At 68.7% G+C, this 15,920-nt stretch carries 15 protein-coding genes; 8 read left to right on the top strand and 7 right to left on the bottom strand.

Annotation, left to right across the window (positions count from 1 at the left end; translation table 11 throughout):
- Nucleotides 1-44: 44 nt before the first annotated feature.
- The 7 genes from atpE (at nt 45) to ACT9AS_RS04015 (ending at nt 5,940) form a co-directional block, all read left to right on the top strand.
- A complete protein-coding gene (atpE, locus tag ACT9AS_RS04045; protein WP_445098822.1) occupies nt 45-332 on the top strand; it encodes a F0F1 ATP synthase subunit C in 288 nt (95 codons plus the stop codon).
- A 94-nt stretch (nt 333-426) separates the two neighbouring features.
- Nucleotides 427-897 carry a F0F1 ATP synthase subunit B gene (locus tag ACT9AS_RS04040; protein ID WP_445098821.1) on the top strand — a complete coding sequence of 157 codons (471 nt, stop codon included), beginning with the start codon at nt 427-429 and terminating at the stop codon, nt 895-897.
- Between the two features lie 41 nt (nt 898-938).
- A complete protein-coding gene (locus ACT9AS_RS04035; RefSeq protein WP_445098820.1) occupies nt 939-1,466 on the top strand; it encodes a F0F1 ATP synthase subunit delta in 528 nt (175 codons plus the stop codon).
- Nucleotides 1,467-1,540: 74 nt separating this feature from the next.
- Entirely contained in the window at nt 1,541-3,091 is a 1,551-nt protein-coding gene (gene atpA / locus ACT9AS_RS04030) for a F0F1 ATP synthase subunit alpha (protein WP_445098819.1), read from the top strand.
- A gap of 13 nt (nt 3,092-3,104) precedes the next feature.
- Nucleotides 3,105-3,968: a F0F1 ATP synthase subunit gamma gene (gene atpG, locus ACT9AS_RS04025; RefSeq protein ID WP_445098818.1), complete on the top strand. Its 864-nt coding sequence runs from the start codon at nt 3,105-3,107 to the stop codon at nt 3,966-3,968.
- 66 nt (nt 3,969-4,034) lie between these two features.
- Nucleotides 4,035-5,444 carry a F0F1 ATP synthase subunit beta gene (gene atpD / locus ACT9AS_RS04020; RefSeq protein WP_445098817.1) on the top strand — a complete coding sequence of 470 codons (1,410 nt, stop codon included), beginning with the start codon at nt 4,035-4,037 and terminating at the stop codon, nt 5,442-5,444.
- Between the two features lie 70 nt (nt 5,445-5,514).
- Complete coding sequence (locus ACT9AS_RS04015) at nt 5,515-5,940, top strand: F0F1 ATP synthase subunit epsilon (RefSeq protein ID WP_445098816.1); 426 nt, start codon at nt 5,515-5,517, stop codon at nt 5,938-5,940.
- A 50-nt stretch (nt 5,941-5,990) separates the two neighbouring features.
- Here ACT9AS_RS04015 and ACT9AS_RS04010 read toward each other — a convergent pair whose 3' ends face one another.
- Entirely contained in the window at nt 5,991-6,374 is a 384-nt protein-coding gene (locus ACT9AS_RS04010; RefSeq protein WP_445098815.1) for a GtrA family protein, read from the bottom strand.
- 114 nt (nt 6,375-6,488) lie between these two features.
- Here ACT9AS_RS04010 and glmU point away from each other — a divergent pair, with 114 nt between their 5' ends.
- Nucleotides 6,489-7,853: a bifunctional UDP-N-acetylglucosamine diphosphorylase/glucosamine-1-phosphate N-acetyltransferase GlmU gene (glmU, locus tag ACT9AS_RS04005; RefSeq protein ID WP_445098814.1), complete on the top strand. Its 1,365-nt coding sequence runs from the start codon at nt 6,489-6,491 to the stop codon at nt 7,851-7,853.
- Nucleotides 7,854-8,054: 201 nt separating this feature from the next.
- Here the strand turns inward: glmU and ACT9AS_RS04000 are convergent, their stop codons facing one another.
- From ACT9AS_RS04000 to ACT9AS_RS03975, 6 genes are read right to left on the bottom strand one after another with little or no spacing between them, the layout of a single operon-like run.
- A complete protein-coding gene (locus ACT9AS_RS04000; protein WP_445098813.1) occupies nt 8,055-9,374 on the bottom strand; it encodes an ATP-binding protein in 1,320 nt (439 codons plus the stop codon).
- 10 nt (nt 9,375-9,384) lie between these two features.
- Entirely contained in the window at nt 9,385-10,728 is a 1,344-nt protein-coding gene (locus ACT9AS_RS03995) for a sigma 54-interacting transcriptional regulator (protein ID WP_445098812.1), read from the bottom strand.
- Between the two features lie 25 nt (nt 10,729-10,753).
- Nucleotides 10,754-11,983 carry an FtsX-like permease family protein gene (locus ACT9AS_RS03990; protein ID WP_445098811.1) on the bottom strand — a complete coding sequence of 410 codons (1,230 nt, stop codon included), beginning with the start codon at nt 11,981-11,983 and terminating at the stop codon, nt 10,754-10,756.
- A gap of 8 nt (nt 11,984-11,991) precedes the next feature.
- The gene (locus ACT9AS_RS03985; RefSeq protein ID WP_445099029.1) at nt 11,992-13,308 is read right to left on the bottom strand and encodes an ABC transporter permease; all 1,317 of its coding nucleotides are present in this window, start codon (nt 13,306-13,308) and stop codon (nt 11,992-11,994) included.
- Nucleotides 13,309-13,362: 54 nt separating this feature from the next.
- Nucleotides 13,363-14,577 carry an FtsX-like permease family protein gene (locus ACT9AS_RS03980; RefSeq protein ID WP_445098810.1) on the bottom strand — a complete coding sequence of 405 codons (1,215 nt, stop codon included), beginning with the start codon at nt 14,575-14,577 and terminating at the stop codon, nt 13,363-13,365.
- A 10-nt stretch (nt 14,578-14,587) separates the two neighbouring features.
- A complete protein-coding gene (locus tag ACT9AS_RS03975) occupies nt 14,588-15,913 on the bottom strand; it encodes an ABC transporter permease (protein WP_445098809.1) in 1,326 nt (441 codons plus the stop codon).
- Between the last annotated feature and the right edge of the window lie 7 nt (nt 15,914-15,920).

The raw sequence follows: 15,920 nt of genomic DNA, 5'->3' as shown, positions 1-15,920 counted from the left end.
GTTCCATCCACTTCAAGCAACAGCCTTTACCCAGGAGAAACACCATGGAGTTCATCGCCAACGTTCAGGGTCTGACCGCCATCGCGATCGGCATCATCATCGGCCTCGGCGCGCTCGGCGCCTGCCTCGGCATCGCGATCATGGGTGCCAAGTTCCTCGAGTCGGCCGCTCGCCAGCCGGAGCTGGTGCCGATGCTGCAGGGCCGCATGTTCCTGCTCGCCGGCCTGATCGACGCCGCGTTCATCATCGGCCTGGCCGTCGCCCTGTTCTTCGGCTTCGCCAACCCGCTGGTCGGCGAAGTCAAGGCCGCCCAGGCGACCACCCAGGGTTGATGAGCCGCACGATGGCCCGTGCTTCGGCGCGGGTCGTCGCGCCCCCGGACCGGCCATCGCGGCCGGTCCATGCCAGTAACGTCGAGGACCCGTCATGAATCCCAACATGACTTTCTTCGGTCAGATGCTCTCCTTCGCGATCCTTGTCTGGTTCACGATGAAGTTCATCTGGCCGCCGCTGAACGCGGCCATCGAAGAGCGCCAGAAGAAGATCGCCGAGGGCCTGGCGGCTGCCGAGCGCAGCCAGCAGGACCTCGCCCAGGCGCAGCAGAGCGCCGATGCCGCGCTGCGCGAGGCACGGGTCAAGGCCAACGAGATCATCGAGCAGGCGCACCAGCGCGGAAACCAGATCGTCGAGCAGGCCAAGACCGACGCCGCGGTGGAAGCCACCCGCCAGAAGGCGATGGCCGACGCCGAGATCGTCGCCGCACAGAACCGTGCGCGCGAGGACCTGCGCAAGCAGGTCTCGGTGCTGGCCGTCAGCGGTGCCGAGAAGCTGCTCCGGCGCGAGATCGATGCCAACGCCCACAAGGCGCTGCTCGACGACCTCGCCGCGCAGCTGTGACCGCGCACTGACCCGATGCCCCAAGCGATGAGCCCCAAGCAATGAGCCAGTCCCTGACCCTCGCCCGCCCGTATGCACGCGCCGCGTTCGCCGCCTCGCGCAACGACGGCCGTGCCGCGTCGTGGTCGCAGGCACTCGCGTTCGCCGCGCAGGTCGCGGCCGACCCGCGCGTGCAGTCGCTGCTGTCGCACCCGCAACTGTCGAACGGCGACGCGGTCGCCCTGCTCGCCACCGACGGCGCCGACGAGGAGTTGCGGCGCTTCATCGGCCTGCTCGCCGAGAACCACCGGCTGGCGCTGCTGCCGGAGATCGCCGGGCTGTTCGAGCAACTGCGCGCCGAGGCCGAGCGGATCGTCAAGGCGCGGGTGACCGCGGCCAGCGAGCTGCCCGCGGCCGAGCTCGAGGCGATCCGCGCGGGACTGAAGCGTCGTTTCAACCGCGAGGTCGAGATCGAGACGGCGGTTGACCCGTCGCTGATCGGCGGCGCGGTGATCGACGCCGGCGACGTGGTGATCGACGGCTCGCTCAAGGGCAAGCTCGAACGGCTGCAGGGCGCACTGGCCCACTGACAAGGCAACACGTGGGCGGACCGGTGTCCGCCGAACGCGAAGGCGGGTCCGACCCGCCCAACCAGGAAAAGAAGATGGCAACCACCCAGCTCAACCCGTCCGAAATCAGCGAACTGATCAAGACCCGCATCGAGAAGGTCAAGCTGTCCGCGGAGTCGCGCAACGAAGGCTCGGTCACCTCGGTGTCCGACGGCATCGTGCGCATCCACGGCCTCGCCGACGTCATGCAGGGCGAAATGATCGAGCTGCCGAACAATACGTTCGCGCTCGCGCTCAACCTGGAGCGCGACTCGGTCGGCGCCGTGGTCCTGGGTGACTACGAGCATCTGGTCGAGGGCGACGTCGCCAAGACCACCGGCCGCATCCTCGAAGTGCCGGTCGGCCCGGAACTGCTCGGTCGCGTGGTCAACGCGCTGGGCGAGCCGATCGACGGCAAGGGTCCGATCGACGCCAAGCTGTCGGCGCCGGTCGAGCGCGTCGCCCCGGGCGTGATCTGGCGCAAGTCGGTCGACCAGCCGGTGCAGACCGGCTACAAGTCGGTCGACGCGATGATCCCGATCGGCCGCGGCCAACGCGAGCTGGTCATCGGCGACCGCCAGACCGGCAAGACCGCGATGGCGATCGATGCGGTGATCAACCAGAAGGGCACCGGCATCAAGTGCGTGTACGTGGCGATCGGCCAGAAGGCCTCGACCGTCGCCAACATCGTGCGCAAGCTGGAAGAAAACGGCGCGATGGACCACACCATCGTGGTCGCCGCGACCGCGTCCGAGTCGCCGGCGATGCAGTACATCAGCGCCTACGCCGGCTGCACCATGGGCGAGTACTTCATGGACCGCGGCCAGGACGCGCTGATCGTGTACGACGACCTGTCCAAGCAGGCCGTGGCGTACCGCCAGATCTCGCTGCTGCTGAAGCGCCCGCCGGGCCGTGAAGCCTATCCGGGCGACGTGTTCTACCTGCACAGCCGCCTGCTCGAGCGCGCCGCGCGCGTGTCCGAGGACTACGTCGAGAAGTTCACCAACGGCGAGGTCAAGGGCCAGACCGGTTCGCTGACCGCGCTGCCGATCATCGAGACCCAGGCCGGCGACGTCTCCGCGTTCGTGCCGACCAACGTGATCTCGATCACCGATGGCCAGATCTTCCTCGAGACCGACCTGTTCAACGCGGGCATCCGCCCGGCCGTGAACGCCGGCATCTCCGTGTCGCGCGTCGGTGGCTCGGCCCAGACCAAGATCATCAAGAAGCTGTCGGGCGGCATCCGCATCGCGCTTGCCCAGTACCGTGAGCTGGCCGCGTTCGCGCAGTTCGCCTCGGACCTGGACGAAGCCACCCGCAAGCAGCTCGAGCGCGGCCAGCGCGTCACCGAGCTGATGAAGCAGAAGCAGTACGCGCCGATGTCGATCGCGATGCAGGCGCTGTCGATCTACGCCGTCAACGAGGGCTACCTCGACGACGTCGCGGTCAACAAGATCATGGCGTTCGAGGAAGGCCTGCACGCCCATTTCGCCAACACCCAGGGCGAGCTGGTCGAGAAGGTCAACGCCAGCGGCAACTGGAACGACGAGATCGAGGCCCAGTTCAAGAAGGGCATCGAAGAGTTCAAGCAGACCGGCACCTGGTAAGGCGGGCACGACGATGGCAGGCGGACGCGAAATCAAAACCAAGATCAAGAGCGTGCAGAACACCCGCAAGGTGACGCGCGCGCTCGAGATGGTCTCGGCCTCGAAGATCCGCAAGGCGCAGGATCGGATGAAGACCTCGCGTCCGTATGCGCGGGTGATGAAGCAGGTGATCGGCCACCTGGCCCAGGCCAATTCCGATTACCGCCACCCGTACATGATCGAGCGCAAGGATCCGAAGCGGGTCGGCTACCTGATCGTGTCGTCCGACCGCGGCCTCGCCGGCGGCCTCAACAACAACCTGTTCCGCAAGCTGCTGGTCGAGATCCGCCAGTGGCACGACCAGGGCGTCGAGGTCGACGTGGTGACCATCGGCCAGAAGGCCTCGGTGTTCTTCCGCCGGCTCAAGGTCAACATGCTGGCGTCGGTCAGCCACCTGGGTGATGCACCGAAGCTCGAGCAGCTGGTCGGCGTGGTCAAGGTGATGCTCGACGGCTACAGCGACGGCAACATCGACCGCGTGTTCCTGGCCTACAACGGCTTCGTCAACACGATGACCCAGAAGGCCAGCTTCGACCAGCTGTTGCCGCTGCCGGAGCCGGAAACGCAGATCGCCCGGCACGACTGGGACTACATCTACGAGCCGAGCGCCCAAGCGGTGCTGGACCACGTGATGACCCGCTATGTCGAGTCGCTGGTGTACCAGGCGGTGCTGGAGAACGTCGCCTCCGAGCATGCCGCGCGCATGGTCGCGATGAAGGCGGCGAGCGACAACGCCAACAAGCTGATCGACACCCTGCAACTGGTCTACAACAAGGCCCGGCAGGCGGCGATCACCCAGGAAATCTCGGAAATCGTCGGCGGCGCCGCGGCGGTCTGACAACCCATCCTGCGGGTCGCGACGTGCGGCCGGCAAAGCAGCAATTGAGAGCTACGAGGAAACATCATGAGCCAGGGCAAGATCGTTCAGATCATCGGTGCCGTCGTCGACGTCGAGTTCCCGCGCGAGTCCGTGCCGCGCGTGTACAACGCGTTGAAGGTCGAGAACACCGACATCACGCTGGAAGTGCAGCAGCAGCTGGGCGATGGCGTGGTCCGCGCGATCGCGCTGGGCTCCACCGACGGCCTCAAGCGCAACCTGGTGGCGACCAACACCGGCCGCGGCATCGCCGTGCCGGTCGGCAAGGGCACCCTGGGCCGCATCATGGACGTGCTCGGCACCCCGATCGACGAGGCCGGCCCGGTCGAGTCGACCGACCAGTGGGAAATCCACCGCGACGCGCCGACCTATGAAGAGCAGGCCGCGGCCAACGAACTGCTGGAAACCGGCATCAAGGTCATCGACCTGATGTGTCCGTTCGCCAAGGGCGGCAAGGTCGGCCTGTTCGGCGGCGCCGGCGTCGGCAAGACCGTCAACATGATGGAGCTGATCAACAACATCGCCAAGGCGCACGAAGGCCTGTCGGTGTTCGCCGGCGTCGGTGAGCGTACCCGCGAGGGCAACGACTTCTACCACGAGATGAAGGACTCCAACGTCCTCGACAAGGTGGCGATGGTCTACGGCCAGATGAACGAGCCGCCGGGCAACCGCCTGCGCGTCGCCCTGACCGGCCTGACCATGGCCGAGTACTTCCGCGACGAGAAGGACGCGTCGGGCAAGGGCCGCGACGTGCTGTTCTTCGTCGACAACATCTACCGCTACACCCTGGCCGGCACCGAGGTCTCGGCGCTGCTGGGCCGCATGCCGTCGGCGGTGGGCTACCAGCCGACCCTGGCCGAGGAAATGGGCGTGCTGCAGGAGCGCATCACCTCGACCAAGACCGGCTCGATCACCTCGATCCAGGCCGTGTACGTGCCCGCGGATGACTACACCGACCCGTCGCCGGCGACCACCTTCGCCCACCTCGACTCCACCGTCGCGCTCTCGCGCAGCATCGCCTCGCTGGGTATCTACCCGGCGGTCGATCCGCTCGACTCGACCTCGCGCATGATGGACCCGAACGTGATCGGCAACGAGCACTACGACACCGCGCGCCGCGTGCAGATGACCCTGCAGAAGTACAAGGAGCTGAAGGACATCATCGCGATCCTCGGCATGGACGAGCTGTCGGAAGAGGACAAGCAGGCCGTGTCGCGCGCGCGCAAGATCGAGCGCTTCTTCAGCCAGCCGTTCCACGTCGCCGAGGTGTTCACCGGCTCGCCGGGCAAGTACGTGCCGCTGAAGGACACCATCCGCGGCTTCAAGGGCATTGTCGACGGCGAGTACGACCACCTGCCGGAGCAGGCGTTCTACATGGTCGGCTCGATCGAGGAAGCCGTCGAGAAGGGCAAGAAGATCACCGGCGAAGCCGCCTGATCACCGGCCGGCGCCGCGCATCGCGTGACGCCGGCAGCGGTTCTTCCCTCCGAGCAAAGCGAGACACCAGATGGCATCCACCTTCCGTTGCGACATCGTCAGTGCCGAGGAAGAGATCTTCCACGGCGAGGCCGTACTGCTGGTCGCCACCGGCGAGCTCGGCGAACTCGGCATCGCGCCCAAACACGCGCCGCTGATCACCCGCCTCAAGCCGGGCAAGGTCGTGGTGACCCTGCCCAACGGCGAGCACATGGACTTCGCCGTGTCCGGCGGCATCCTCGAGGTGCAGCCGCAGGTCGTGACCGTGCTGGCCGACACCGCGATCCGCGCCCAGGACATCGACGAGGCCGCCGTCCGCGCCGCCAAGGAAGAGGCCGAGCGCGTGCTTGCGCGCCGTGCCGAGCCGATGGAGATCGCCGAGGCGCAGCAGAAGCTGGCCGAAGTCATGGCCCAGCTGTCGGCGCTGGAGCGCCTGCGCAAGAACATGAAGCACTGAGCGGGATCGATCCCGTTACGAGAACGCCGGCTTCGCGCCGGCGTTTTTTTTCAGCGGCGGTAGACCCAGTGCCGCGACAGCAGGAAGCCGAGTCCGCCAAGCACGACCTCGACGCCGGGCTTGGCCAGCCAGGTCCACTTCAGGCCGACCGCATCGTCGATCGCGCCGATCGACCAGGTGCTGATCGCGGTGGTCAGCAGCCACATCAGCACGAAGCGCAGGAACTGCCGCCGACCGACCCGGGTGTCGTCGCCGGCGAAGGTGATCCGGCCGTTGAGCCAGAACCCCAGCATCGCCCCGCAGACCCGGCCGGCGATGTTGGCCGGCTCGACCGGCATGCCCCAGTGGCTGAGCACGACCATCACCGCCCAGTCCAGCAACCACTGGATGCCTCCGATCAGCAGGTAGTGGCGCCCCTGGCGCGACAGGCTCATGCGGTTCGATCCGCGCGCGGGATATGGGGGTTCGATCGTGGATTCGGCACCGGCGCATCCTAGCAGGCGGCGCCGGCTAGAATTGGGGCCGACAGTTCCAGCCACGGAGTCCGCATGACCGCACCACTGCACGTCGTCATCCTCGCCGCCGGAGAAGGCAAGCGCATGAAGTCGGCGCTGCCGAAGGTGCTGCAGAAGATCGCCGGGCGGCCGATGCTGGGCCATGCGATCGCCACCGCGCGCGATCTGCGGCCGGCGGGCATCCACGTCGTCTACGGCCACGGCGGCGAGCAGGTGCGCGACGCGTTCGCCGACCAGCCCGACCTGCACTGGGCGGAGCAGGTCGAGCGGCTCGGTACCGGCCATGCGCTGCTGCAGGCGATGCCGGGCGTGCCGTCGGGCGCGCGGGTGCTGGTGCTGTACGGCGACGTGCCGTTGATCACCGCCGGGACCCTGCAAAGCCTGTTGCAGGCACCGGGCCGGATCGCGGTGCTGGTCGCCGACCTGAAGGATCCGACCGGCTATGGCCGGGTGCTGCGTGACGCCGAGGGCAACGTCGCGCGCATCGTCGAGCAGAAGGACGCCAGCGACGAGGAGCGCGAGATCAACACCGTCAACACCGGCATCCTGGTCGCCGACGGCGAGCCGCTGCGCCGCTGGCTGGAGCGCCTGGGCAACGACAACGCGCAGGCCGAGTACTACCTGACCGACGTGTTCGCCGCCGCGTCCGGCGAGTTCAGCGCCGCCGAGATGGTCCACGTGCACGATCCGGTCGAGGTCGAGGGCGCCAACGACCCCTGGCAGCTGGCCCAGCTCGAACGGGCCTACCAGCGGCGTGCCGCGCGGGCGCTCTGCGTGGCCGGCGCGCGCCTGGCCGACCCGGCACGGATCGACGTGCGCGGCGAGGTGACGGTCGGGCACGATGTCGAGATCGATGTCGACGTCGTGCTGGAGGGCACGGTCGAGCTTGCCGACGGCGTACGCATCGGCCCGTTCTGCCGCTTGCGCAACGTCCGGCTCGGGCCCGGCACCGAAGTGCGGGCGCATTGCGACCTCGACGGCGCGGTGGTCGAGGGCGCCGGCACCATCGGCCCGTTCGCGCGGCTGCGGCCGGGCACGGTGCTGGCCGACGGCGCGCATGTCGGCAACTTCGTCGAGACCAAGAACACCCGGATGGGCGTGTCCAGCAAGGCCAACCACCTGACCTACCTCGGCGATGCGGTGATCGGCAGCGGCGTCAACATCGGCGCGGGCACGATCACCTGCAACTACGACGGCGTGAACAAGTCGCGCACCACGATCGGGGATGGCGCCTTCATTGGCTCCAACAGTTCGCTGGTGGCGCCGGTGACGGTGGGCGAGGGGGCGACGGTGGCCGCGGGCTCGGTGATCACCCATCCGGCGCCGGCCGGGAAGCTCAGCGTCGCGCGGTCGCGGCAGACGGTGATCGAAGGCTGGCAGCGGCCGGAGAAGAAGTAGCGGGCACTCTGGAGGCTGCGGCTACCACTGTAGGAGCGACGTAAGTCGCGAATGCCCTGATGTTCCGGCCATGGTGGTACGCGCGAAAACCCGATACGCGGGCGCCGCTTCCGGGCCAATGGTCGTCCATCGCCGGCGGGTGCTGAGGCTTTCGCGACTTACGTCGCTCCTACAGAAAGAAAGCCAGCGGTCGAGGGGTTGCTAGTCCGGCAATACCAGCGACACGCACAGGCCGCCGCCTTCGCGATTGAGCAGGGCGATGCGGCCGCCATGCGCTTCGGCGATCTCGCGCGCCAGGGCCAGGCCCAGGCCGGTGCCGTGGCGCTTGGTCGAGTAGAACGGCAGCAGCGCGTTGGCCAGCACCGCCTCGTTCATGCCGCTGCCGCGGTCGAGCACGTCGATCCGCCAGGCGTCGTGGGCGCGGCGCAGCGACAGCCGCACGTCGCCGGGCCTGGAGCCGGATTCATGGGCGTTCTTGAGCAGGTTCAGCAGCCCCTGTTCCATCTGCGCGGCATCGAAGCGGGCCACGCCATTCTCGATGGCATCCTTGTCGTCGCAGGCGAACTCGACCTGGGTCCGCAGCTGCGCGATGAACCGTCCCCACGCGACCGACTCGCGCCGTGGCGCCGGCAGCTTGGCGAACCGGGCGTAGTCGCGGATGAAACCCTCCAGGTGACGCGCGCGCTCCTCGATCGTGGTCAACGCGACCGGCAGGCGTTCGTACTGGCCTCGGCGCAGCAGCTCGGCGCCGGAGTGCGCGAGCGACGCGATCGGCGCCAGCGAATTGTTGAGTTCGTGGCTGATCACCCGGATCACCTTCTTCCAGGTCTGCACTTCCTGCCGGCGCAACTCGGCGGTCAGCACCCGCAGCAGCACCAGTTCGTGGTGGCGGCCGTTGAGCCGGAACTGGCGTCGGGCGAGGTGGTAGATGTCTTCGTTGTCTTCGTCGCCGACGGTGAACATGCCGTCGCCGCCGCGCTCCATGGCGTCACGCAGGGCCTCGGGCGCGCGCGCCACCAGCGCGTCGAACGATTGCCCTTCGAGCTTGCGGCCCTCGCCCAGCAGCTTGCGCGCGGCCAGGTTGGCATGCACGACGCGCCGCGAGGGATCCACCAGCAGCATCGCCACCGGCGTGTTCTGCACCATGGTGTCGAGCAGCAGTTCGCGCTGGACCAGGGCCTGGCGTTGTTCCCTCAACGTGTCGCCGAGACGGTTGTGCGCACCGACCAGTTCGCCCAGCTCGCCGTGGCCGGTCGGGGACAGGCTGAATCCGTAGTCGCCGTCGCGGTAGCTGGCGACGGTGCCGGCGAGGGTGCGGAACAGCGAGTTCATCGGCGCGAATGCGCGGCGCACGTGATAGGCGAGCAATGGAATGTCGATCGCGACGGCGATCGCCCACGCCATCCACGGCCGCGCCAGCCATGGCGCGATCCACAGGGCCAGCGCGGCCACGCCCGCGGCGTGCAGCAGCGCCAACGCGGTGAAGATCAGGCTCAGCGGCAGGCGGCGTGTCCAGCGCATCGTCAGGCCATCAGTCGCGCTTGATGCCGAGCCGGTCGAGGCGACGATAGAGCGCCTGTCGCGACAGCCCCAGCTCGGCGGCGGCCTGGGCCAGCACGCCGCCGTTGCGCTGGAGTGCGGCCTCGATGTCGGCGCGGTCGGGTTCGTCGGTACCCGCGGTCGGGGCGGTCCCGGCACGCGGCGGCGGCAAGCCGAGGTCGGCCGCGAGGATGCGGTCGCCGCGGGCCAGCAACGCGGCGCGCTGCAGCACGTTGCGCAACTCGCGCACGTTGCCGGGCCAGGCGTGGCCGAGCAACGCACGCTCGGTGCCCGCGTCGAGCAGCTTGCCGGGCGGCAGGAAGTGGCGCGCCAGCGGCAGGATGTCGTCGGGCCGCTCGGCCAGCGGCGGCAGCTTCAACTCGATCGCATTGAGCCGGTAGTACAGGTCCTCGCGGAAGCGGCCGTCGGCAATCAGCGCGGGCAGGTCGGCGTTGGTCGCGCTGACGATGCGGACCTTGACCGTGCGTTCGCGGTTGCCGCCAAGGCGCTCGAAGCGCCCGGTCTCCAGCACCCGCAACAGCTTGACCTGGCCGGCCGGCGGCAGGGTGCCGATTTCGTCGAGGAACAGGGTGCCGCCATCGGCCGCCTCGAACTTGCCCTCGCGCGCGCGGTTGGCGCCGGTGTAGGCCCCGGCCTCGGCGCCGAACAGCTCGGCCTCGATCAGGTCGCCCGGAAGCGCGCCGCAGTTGAGCGCGACGAGCGGACCATCGCGGACCGCCGAATTGGCGTGCACGATCTCCGCGAACTTCTCCTTGCCAGCGCCATTGGGCCCGGTGACCAGCACCGGCAGATCCGAGCGCGCGACCTGGCAGGCCAGCGACAGCAGGCGCTCGCTGGCGGCGTCGGCGTAGACCAGTCCGCGCAGGTCGTAATCGCGTTCCAGCGCATCGCGGCGGCGGCGCTCGCCCTGGCGGTGGCGTTGCAGTTCGCGTCGCGCCTCGGACAGTTCCAGCAGGTTGTTGACCGTCGCCAGCAGCTTGCGGTCGTCCCAGGGCTTGGCCAGGTAATCGGCGGCGCCGGCCTTGACCAGGTCGACCGCCGACTCCAGGTGCGTCCACGCGGTCAGAAGGATCACGGGCAGGTCCGGGTGGCGTGCGCGGATCTCGCCGAACAGCGCCAGGCCTTCCTCGCCGGACGTGGTGTCGGCGCGGAAGTTCATGTCCTGTACCACCAGGTCGACCGACGCGCGCTCCAGCACGGCCAGGCCTTCCTCCGGGCTGCCCGCCGCGCAGGTATCGATGTCGTGCAGCGAGAACAGCACCTCCAGCGCCATGGCAACGGAGGGGTTGTCGTCGATGATCAGGACGGTCGGCATCGGGCAAGCGTACTGGAGGCGACGGTCAGACGCTGCGCGTCGCCACCGCCGGCGGCACCGCCGCCGCGCGCCGGGCCGGGCCGAACACCGCGACCTGCCCCAGCAGCCACAGCGCGACCGCGCCGACAGGCAGGTAGATCGCCGGCAGCCGCGCCAGTTCGTAGCGTTCCATCAGCATCAGGTTGATGCCGTAGGCCAGCGCCATCCCGATCACGATGCCGACCGTCGCCAGCAGGAAGTTCTCGGTCTGGAAGTAGCGCAGGATCTGCCCGCGGGTCGCGCCGAGCGCGCGCCGCACGCCGATCTGCTTGGTCCGCTGCTGCACCCAGAAGCTGGCCAGGCCGATGATGCCCAGCGCGGTCACCACCAGCAGGCCGACGATCACCGCGATCAGCAGCCAGGCCATCGAGCGGTCCTGCGCGTAGTAGTCGGCGCGGGTCTGCTGCATGGTCTCGTGTTCCATCAGGATCCGGTTCGGGTTGACCTTGTCGAGCGTGGCCACCGCGGCCTTGAGCACTTCCTCGCGCCGGTCCGGGTCGGTGCGCAACACGTAGTTGCTGCCGATGGTGAACGGCACACGGATGGGCAGGATCATCGACAGCTGGACCTCCGACGGACCACCGTTCTCATTGGGCCGGATCAGGTGCTCGACCACGCCGACCACCCGGTAGGGCTCCTCGCCCCAGGTGTAGAGCTGCTTGCCGATCGCGTCCTCGCCGGGGTACAGCCGTTCGGCCATCGCGCGGGTGATGATTATCGAGTGCGGCTGGACCGTCGAGCCCGGTTCGCTGAACACGCTCCAGTCGACGTACTCGTCCGGGGTGAAGTCGCGCCCGGCCACCAGGCGCAGGCCCAGTGTCTCCAGCAACAACTCGTCGCCCAGGTAGGTCGCCGCGTTGAGGTTGGGGATCTGCTGTTCCTCGGCCAGGTTGACCGAGCTGTTCCACGAGGAGTTGGCGAACGGCAGCTGGTTGGTCAATGCCACGGACTTGACCCCGGGCATCGCGCTCAACGCCGCGACGTCCTCGCGGCTGAGCGCCTCGGCGTTGTCGTCGCGGCCGATGCCGGCCAGTTGCACCCGGACGATCTCCGACTCGGCCAGTCCGCTCGGCCGGTCCATGCGCTGCAGGCGATCGTTGATCAGGAATACCGCGTTGCAGATGATCGCGCAGCTCAGCGCGACCTCCAGCACGATCAGCGCGGCGGCGGTCTTGTGGCGACGCAGGGTGGACAGGATGGGACGGATATCGGCCATGACGTGCCTCACTGGCTCTTGAGCTGGATGGCGGGGGTGATCTGGCAGGCGCGCCACGCCGGCAACATGCCGGCCAGCAGGCTTGCGACGACCGCGATGACGAACGTGAGCAGCAACATGCCGGCGTCCAGCTGGGCGAGCTCGGCGTAACCCGTCGGTTGCTGGCGCACGCCCCACAGGCCCAGCAGCGCGAGCCCGAGGCCGAGCACGCCGCCGGCCAGGCCAATCGTCCCGGCCTCGACCAGGCACTGCGCGAAGATCGCGCGGCGCGATGCACCCAGCGCGCGGCGCACGCCGATCTCGGTGGAGCGGCGCAGGAACTTGGCCAGCAGCAGGCCGACGGTATTGACCAGGCAGACCAGCAGGAAGCCCATCGCCAGCCACACCTGCAGGCGCACGTCGCCGGGGACGGCGCCGTTGTAGTCGAGCCAGCCCATCACGTCGCGCAGGCGCACATTGGTGGGACGCTCGAACCGGCCCGCGGCGCGCTGCTGGTCCGAGTAGTTCACCAGGTAGCGCTCGTACGCATCGACCTTCTCCGGGCTGTCCAGCTCGACCCAGTACTGGATCCAGGCGCATGGCGCATTGATCGAGTAGTTGCCGCCGTCGTCGCCGGCATCGCCCACGGGCTCCCAGCAGTTCATGTTGCCGCTGGTACCCAATTCCAGCGCGCGCGAGGTCGAGAACGGCAGGAACACCTGTTCGACCTCACCGTAGCGGGTGTTGGTCAGGTCGTAGAAGCGCGGCGTCGGCCGCCATTCGTCCAGCACGCCGATCACCTGGAACGTCTGCTGGTCGAGCTGGATGGTCCTGCCGACGCTGTCGCCACCGCCGAACAGCTTCTCGTTGAGTGCGGCGGAGATCACCGCGACGCGCGCACTGGCGCTGTCCTCGGCGGCCCCCCAGCCCTTGCCGTGGGCGAACGGCAACTCGAACATCGGGAAGAAATCGGCGGACGTGTAGCGCGCGTCGGCGTAGAACGGCGCCAGTCCCTCGATCTGCGGTTCGACCGCGACCGCGCCGCCGGACATCATCGCCTGGCGGTCGCCCTTGGCATCGCGCAGCAATGCTTCCGCATCGAAGCGGGTCCATTGTTCCGACGGTTCCTCGCCTGGCACGAACCCACCCATCGAACGCGGCTCGATCTGCGGGTAGAACACCGTGTGGCTCTTGCCCGGCAGCGGATCGCCGGACAGCACGTGGAACACCGTCAGCGTGGTCATGCTGGCGCCGATGCCGAGCGCGATCGCCAGCACCATCAATGCGGTCAGCACCTTGTTGCGCCGGAAGCTGCGCAGGGCGAGGTCGAAGTAGTAGCCGAACATGCTGTTGCGGAACATCGTGGTGGCCTCGGGCAAGAGCGTTGAAAGGGAGTGGGGTCAGACCGAACGCGTCGCCACCGCCGGCGGCACCGACGCCGCGCGCCGGGCCGGTCCGAGCACGGCGAGCTGGCCGAGCAGCCACAGCGTGACCGCGCCGACCGGCAGGTACATCGCCGGCAGACGCGGCAACTCGTAGCGCTGCATCAGCCCCAGGTTGATGGCATAGGCGAGCACCATCCCGAGCACCACGCCGAACGTGACGATCAGGAAGTTCTCGGTCTGGAAGTAGCGCAGGATGTCGCCGCGGGTGGCGCCCAGCGCACGCCGGATGCCGATCTGCTTGCGCCGTTGCGCGACCCAGAAGCTGGCCAGCCCGACGATGCCCAGCGCGGTCACCAGCAGCAGTGCGACGACCACGCCGACCAGCAGGCCGGTCATGTCGCGGTCCTGTTCGAAGTAGCGCGCGCGCAGTTCGCCGAGCGTGCGGCTTTCCTCGTCCACCAGCACCGCGTCGGGCGCGATCCGGGTCGCAAGCGTCCGCGCGTCGTCGATGATCGCCGCCATGCGGCCGGGCTCGCCGCGCAGCAGGTAGTTGCCGGTCAGGCCTGGACCGGGCCGGGCGGGAACGAACACCGACCATTCGGTGCTGGCGGGGCCACGGCTGCCGGGGGCGGGGATGGCGAGGTGGTCGATCACGCCGACGACGCGGTAATGCCAGTCGCTCATCCAGAACTCGCGACCCAGCGGGTCGGCGCCCGGCCACAGGTGCTCGGCGAGCGCGCGGGTGACCAGCACCGACGCATCACTCGGCAGGAAGCCGGCCATCGGCTGGTAGTCGCCGGCTTCCGGCGCCCGCCCGGCGACGATCCGTACGTCCAGCGCCTCCAGGCTGCCGGGTCCGCCGACGTAGAAGTCGACCACGCCGCCGAAATGCTTGCCTTCCGGATCGAGTTTGATGCCGGCGGTGCCGGCGCGCGGGCCGAACGGCACGGCGTTGATCGCGCTGGCCGACTGCACGCCGGGGAGCGCCGCCAGTCCGGCCAGCATTCGGGCGTTGAGGTCGGTCGCGCGGGATTCGTCGTAGCCGTCCAGCCGCACCACTGCCAGTGCCGCTTCGTCGACGCCGGTGTCGATGCGCATCGCCTGCATGCGTTCGGCGATCAGGAAGCAGGCGTTGCACAGCACCGCGCACGCCAGGGCGATCTCCAGCGCGATCATCAGCGCCGCGAGCCGGTGCCGCTGCAGTGCCGCAAGGATGAGTCCGATCTGCATGGGGGCTCCGTTACAGGGTCTTGAGTTGCAGCCCCGGCGCGATCCGGCTGGCGCGCCAGGCGGGCAGCACGCCGGCCAGCAGGCTGGCGACGATGGCGAGGGCGAACGTGGACAGGAACATCAGCGGGTCCAGCTGCGCGAGGTCGGCGTAGTCGGTCGACTGCCGCCGCACCAGCCACAGCCCGAGCATCGTCAGCAGCCAGCCGCCGACCCCGCCGAGCAGGCCGATCACCCCGGCCTCGACCAGGCACTGCGCGAACACCGCGCCACGGCTGGCGCCCAGTGCGCGGCGCACGCCGATCTCGCCGCTGCGGCGCAGGAACTTGGCCAGCAGCAGGCCGACCGTGTTGAACAGGCAGATGACCAGGAACGACAGCGCCAGCCAGGCCTGCAGGCGCACGTCGCCGGGCACCGCGCGGTTGTAGTCGAGCCATTCCATCAGGGTGCGCAGGCGGGTGTTGCCGGCGCTTCCGATGCGTCCCAGCGCCTTCTGTTCGGCGGCGTAGCCGGCCAGGAAGCGCCGGTAGTCGGCGACTTTGGCCGGGCTGTCGAGCTGCACCCACAGTCCGATCCAGACGCAGGGCGAGTCCACCAGGCGCCCGGGGGTCTCGGGTACGCCCCAGCAGGTGAATTGCTGGAAGTGGCCGTCGTTGACCTCGACGCCGGTCGAGAACGGCGTGAACACATCCTGCGGCTCCCGGTAGAAGTAGCTCGTGTCGCCATCACTGAAACTGCCGCCGGCGACGGTGTAGAACTGCGGCGACGGCCGCCAGTCGTCCAGCACGCCGATGATGCGCAGGGTGGTGTCGCGCGCGCGCAGGCTGCGGCCGATGCTGTTGGCGCCATCGAACAACCGGTCGTTGAGGTCGGAAGAAATCACCGCGACCCGCGCGCGCTGTTCGTCGTCGGATGCCTGCCAGCCGCCGCCATGGCGGAACGGCACGTCGAACATCGGGAAGAAATCCGCGGTGGTCGACAGCATCGTGGTCATCAACGGTGGCTGGGCGGCGTCCGGCGGGTAGACCTTGACCGGGCTGTCGTTGACCAGCGTCTGGCGATCCGCGCGAGCCGCGGTCCACAGGTCCATCGCGGAACGGTGGTCGATGACGTCGACAGGTTCTCCTTCTGGTGTGCTCGCGTCGGGCCAGGCATCGACCTGCGCATAGAACAGGCTGCCGCTGCGACCCGGTACCGGGTCCCCGGACAGCACGTGGAACACCGTCAGCGTGGTCATGCTGGCACCGATGCCGATCGCGATCGCGAGCACCATCAGCGCGGTCAGCACCGGGTTGCGGCGCAGGCTGCGCAGGGCCAGGTCGAGGTAGTAGGCGAGCACGGCGGCC

It is taken from the genome of Lysobacter sp. F60174L2, assembly GCF_052547135.1.
The sequence above is the reverse complement of the archived record's forward strand: the minus strand, read 5'-3'. Positions and strand labels throughout refer to the sequence as shown.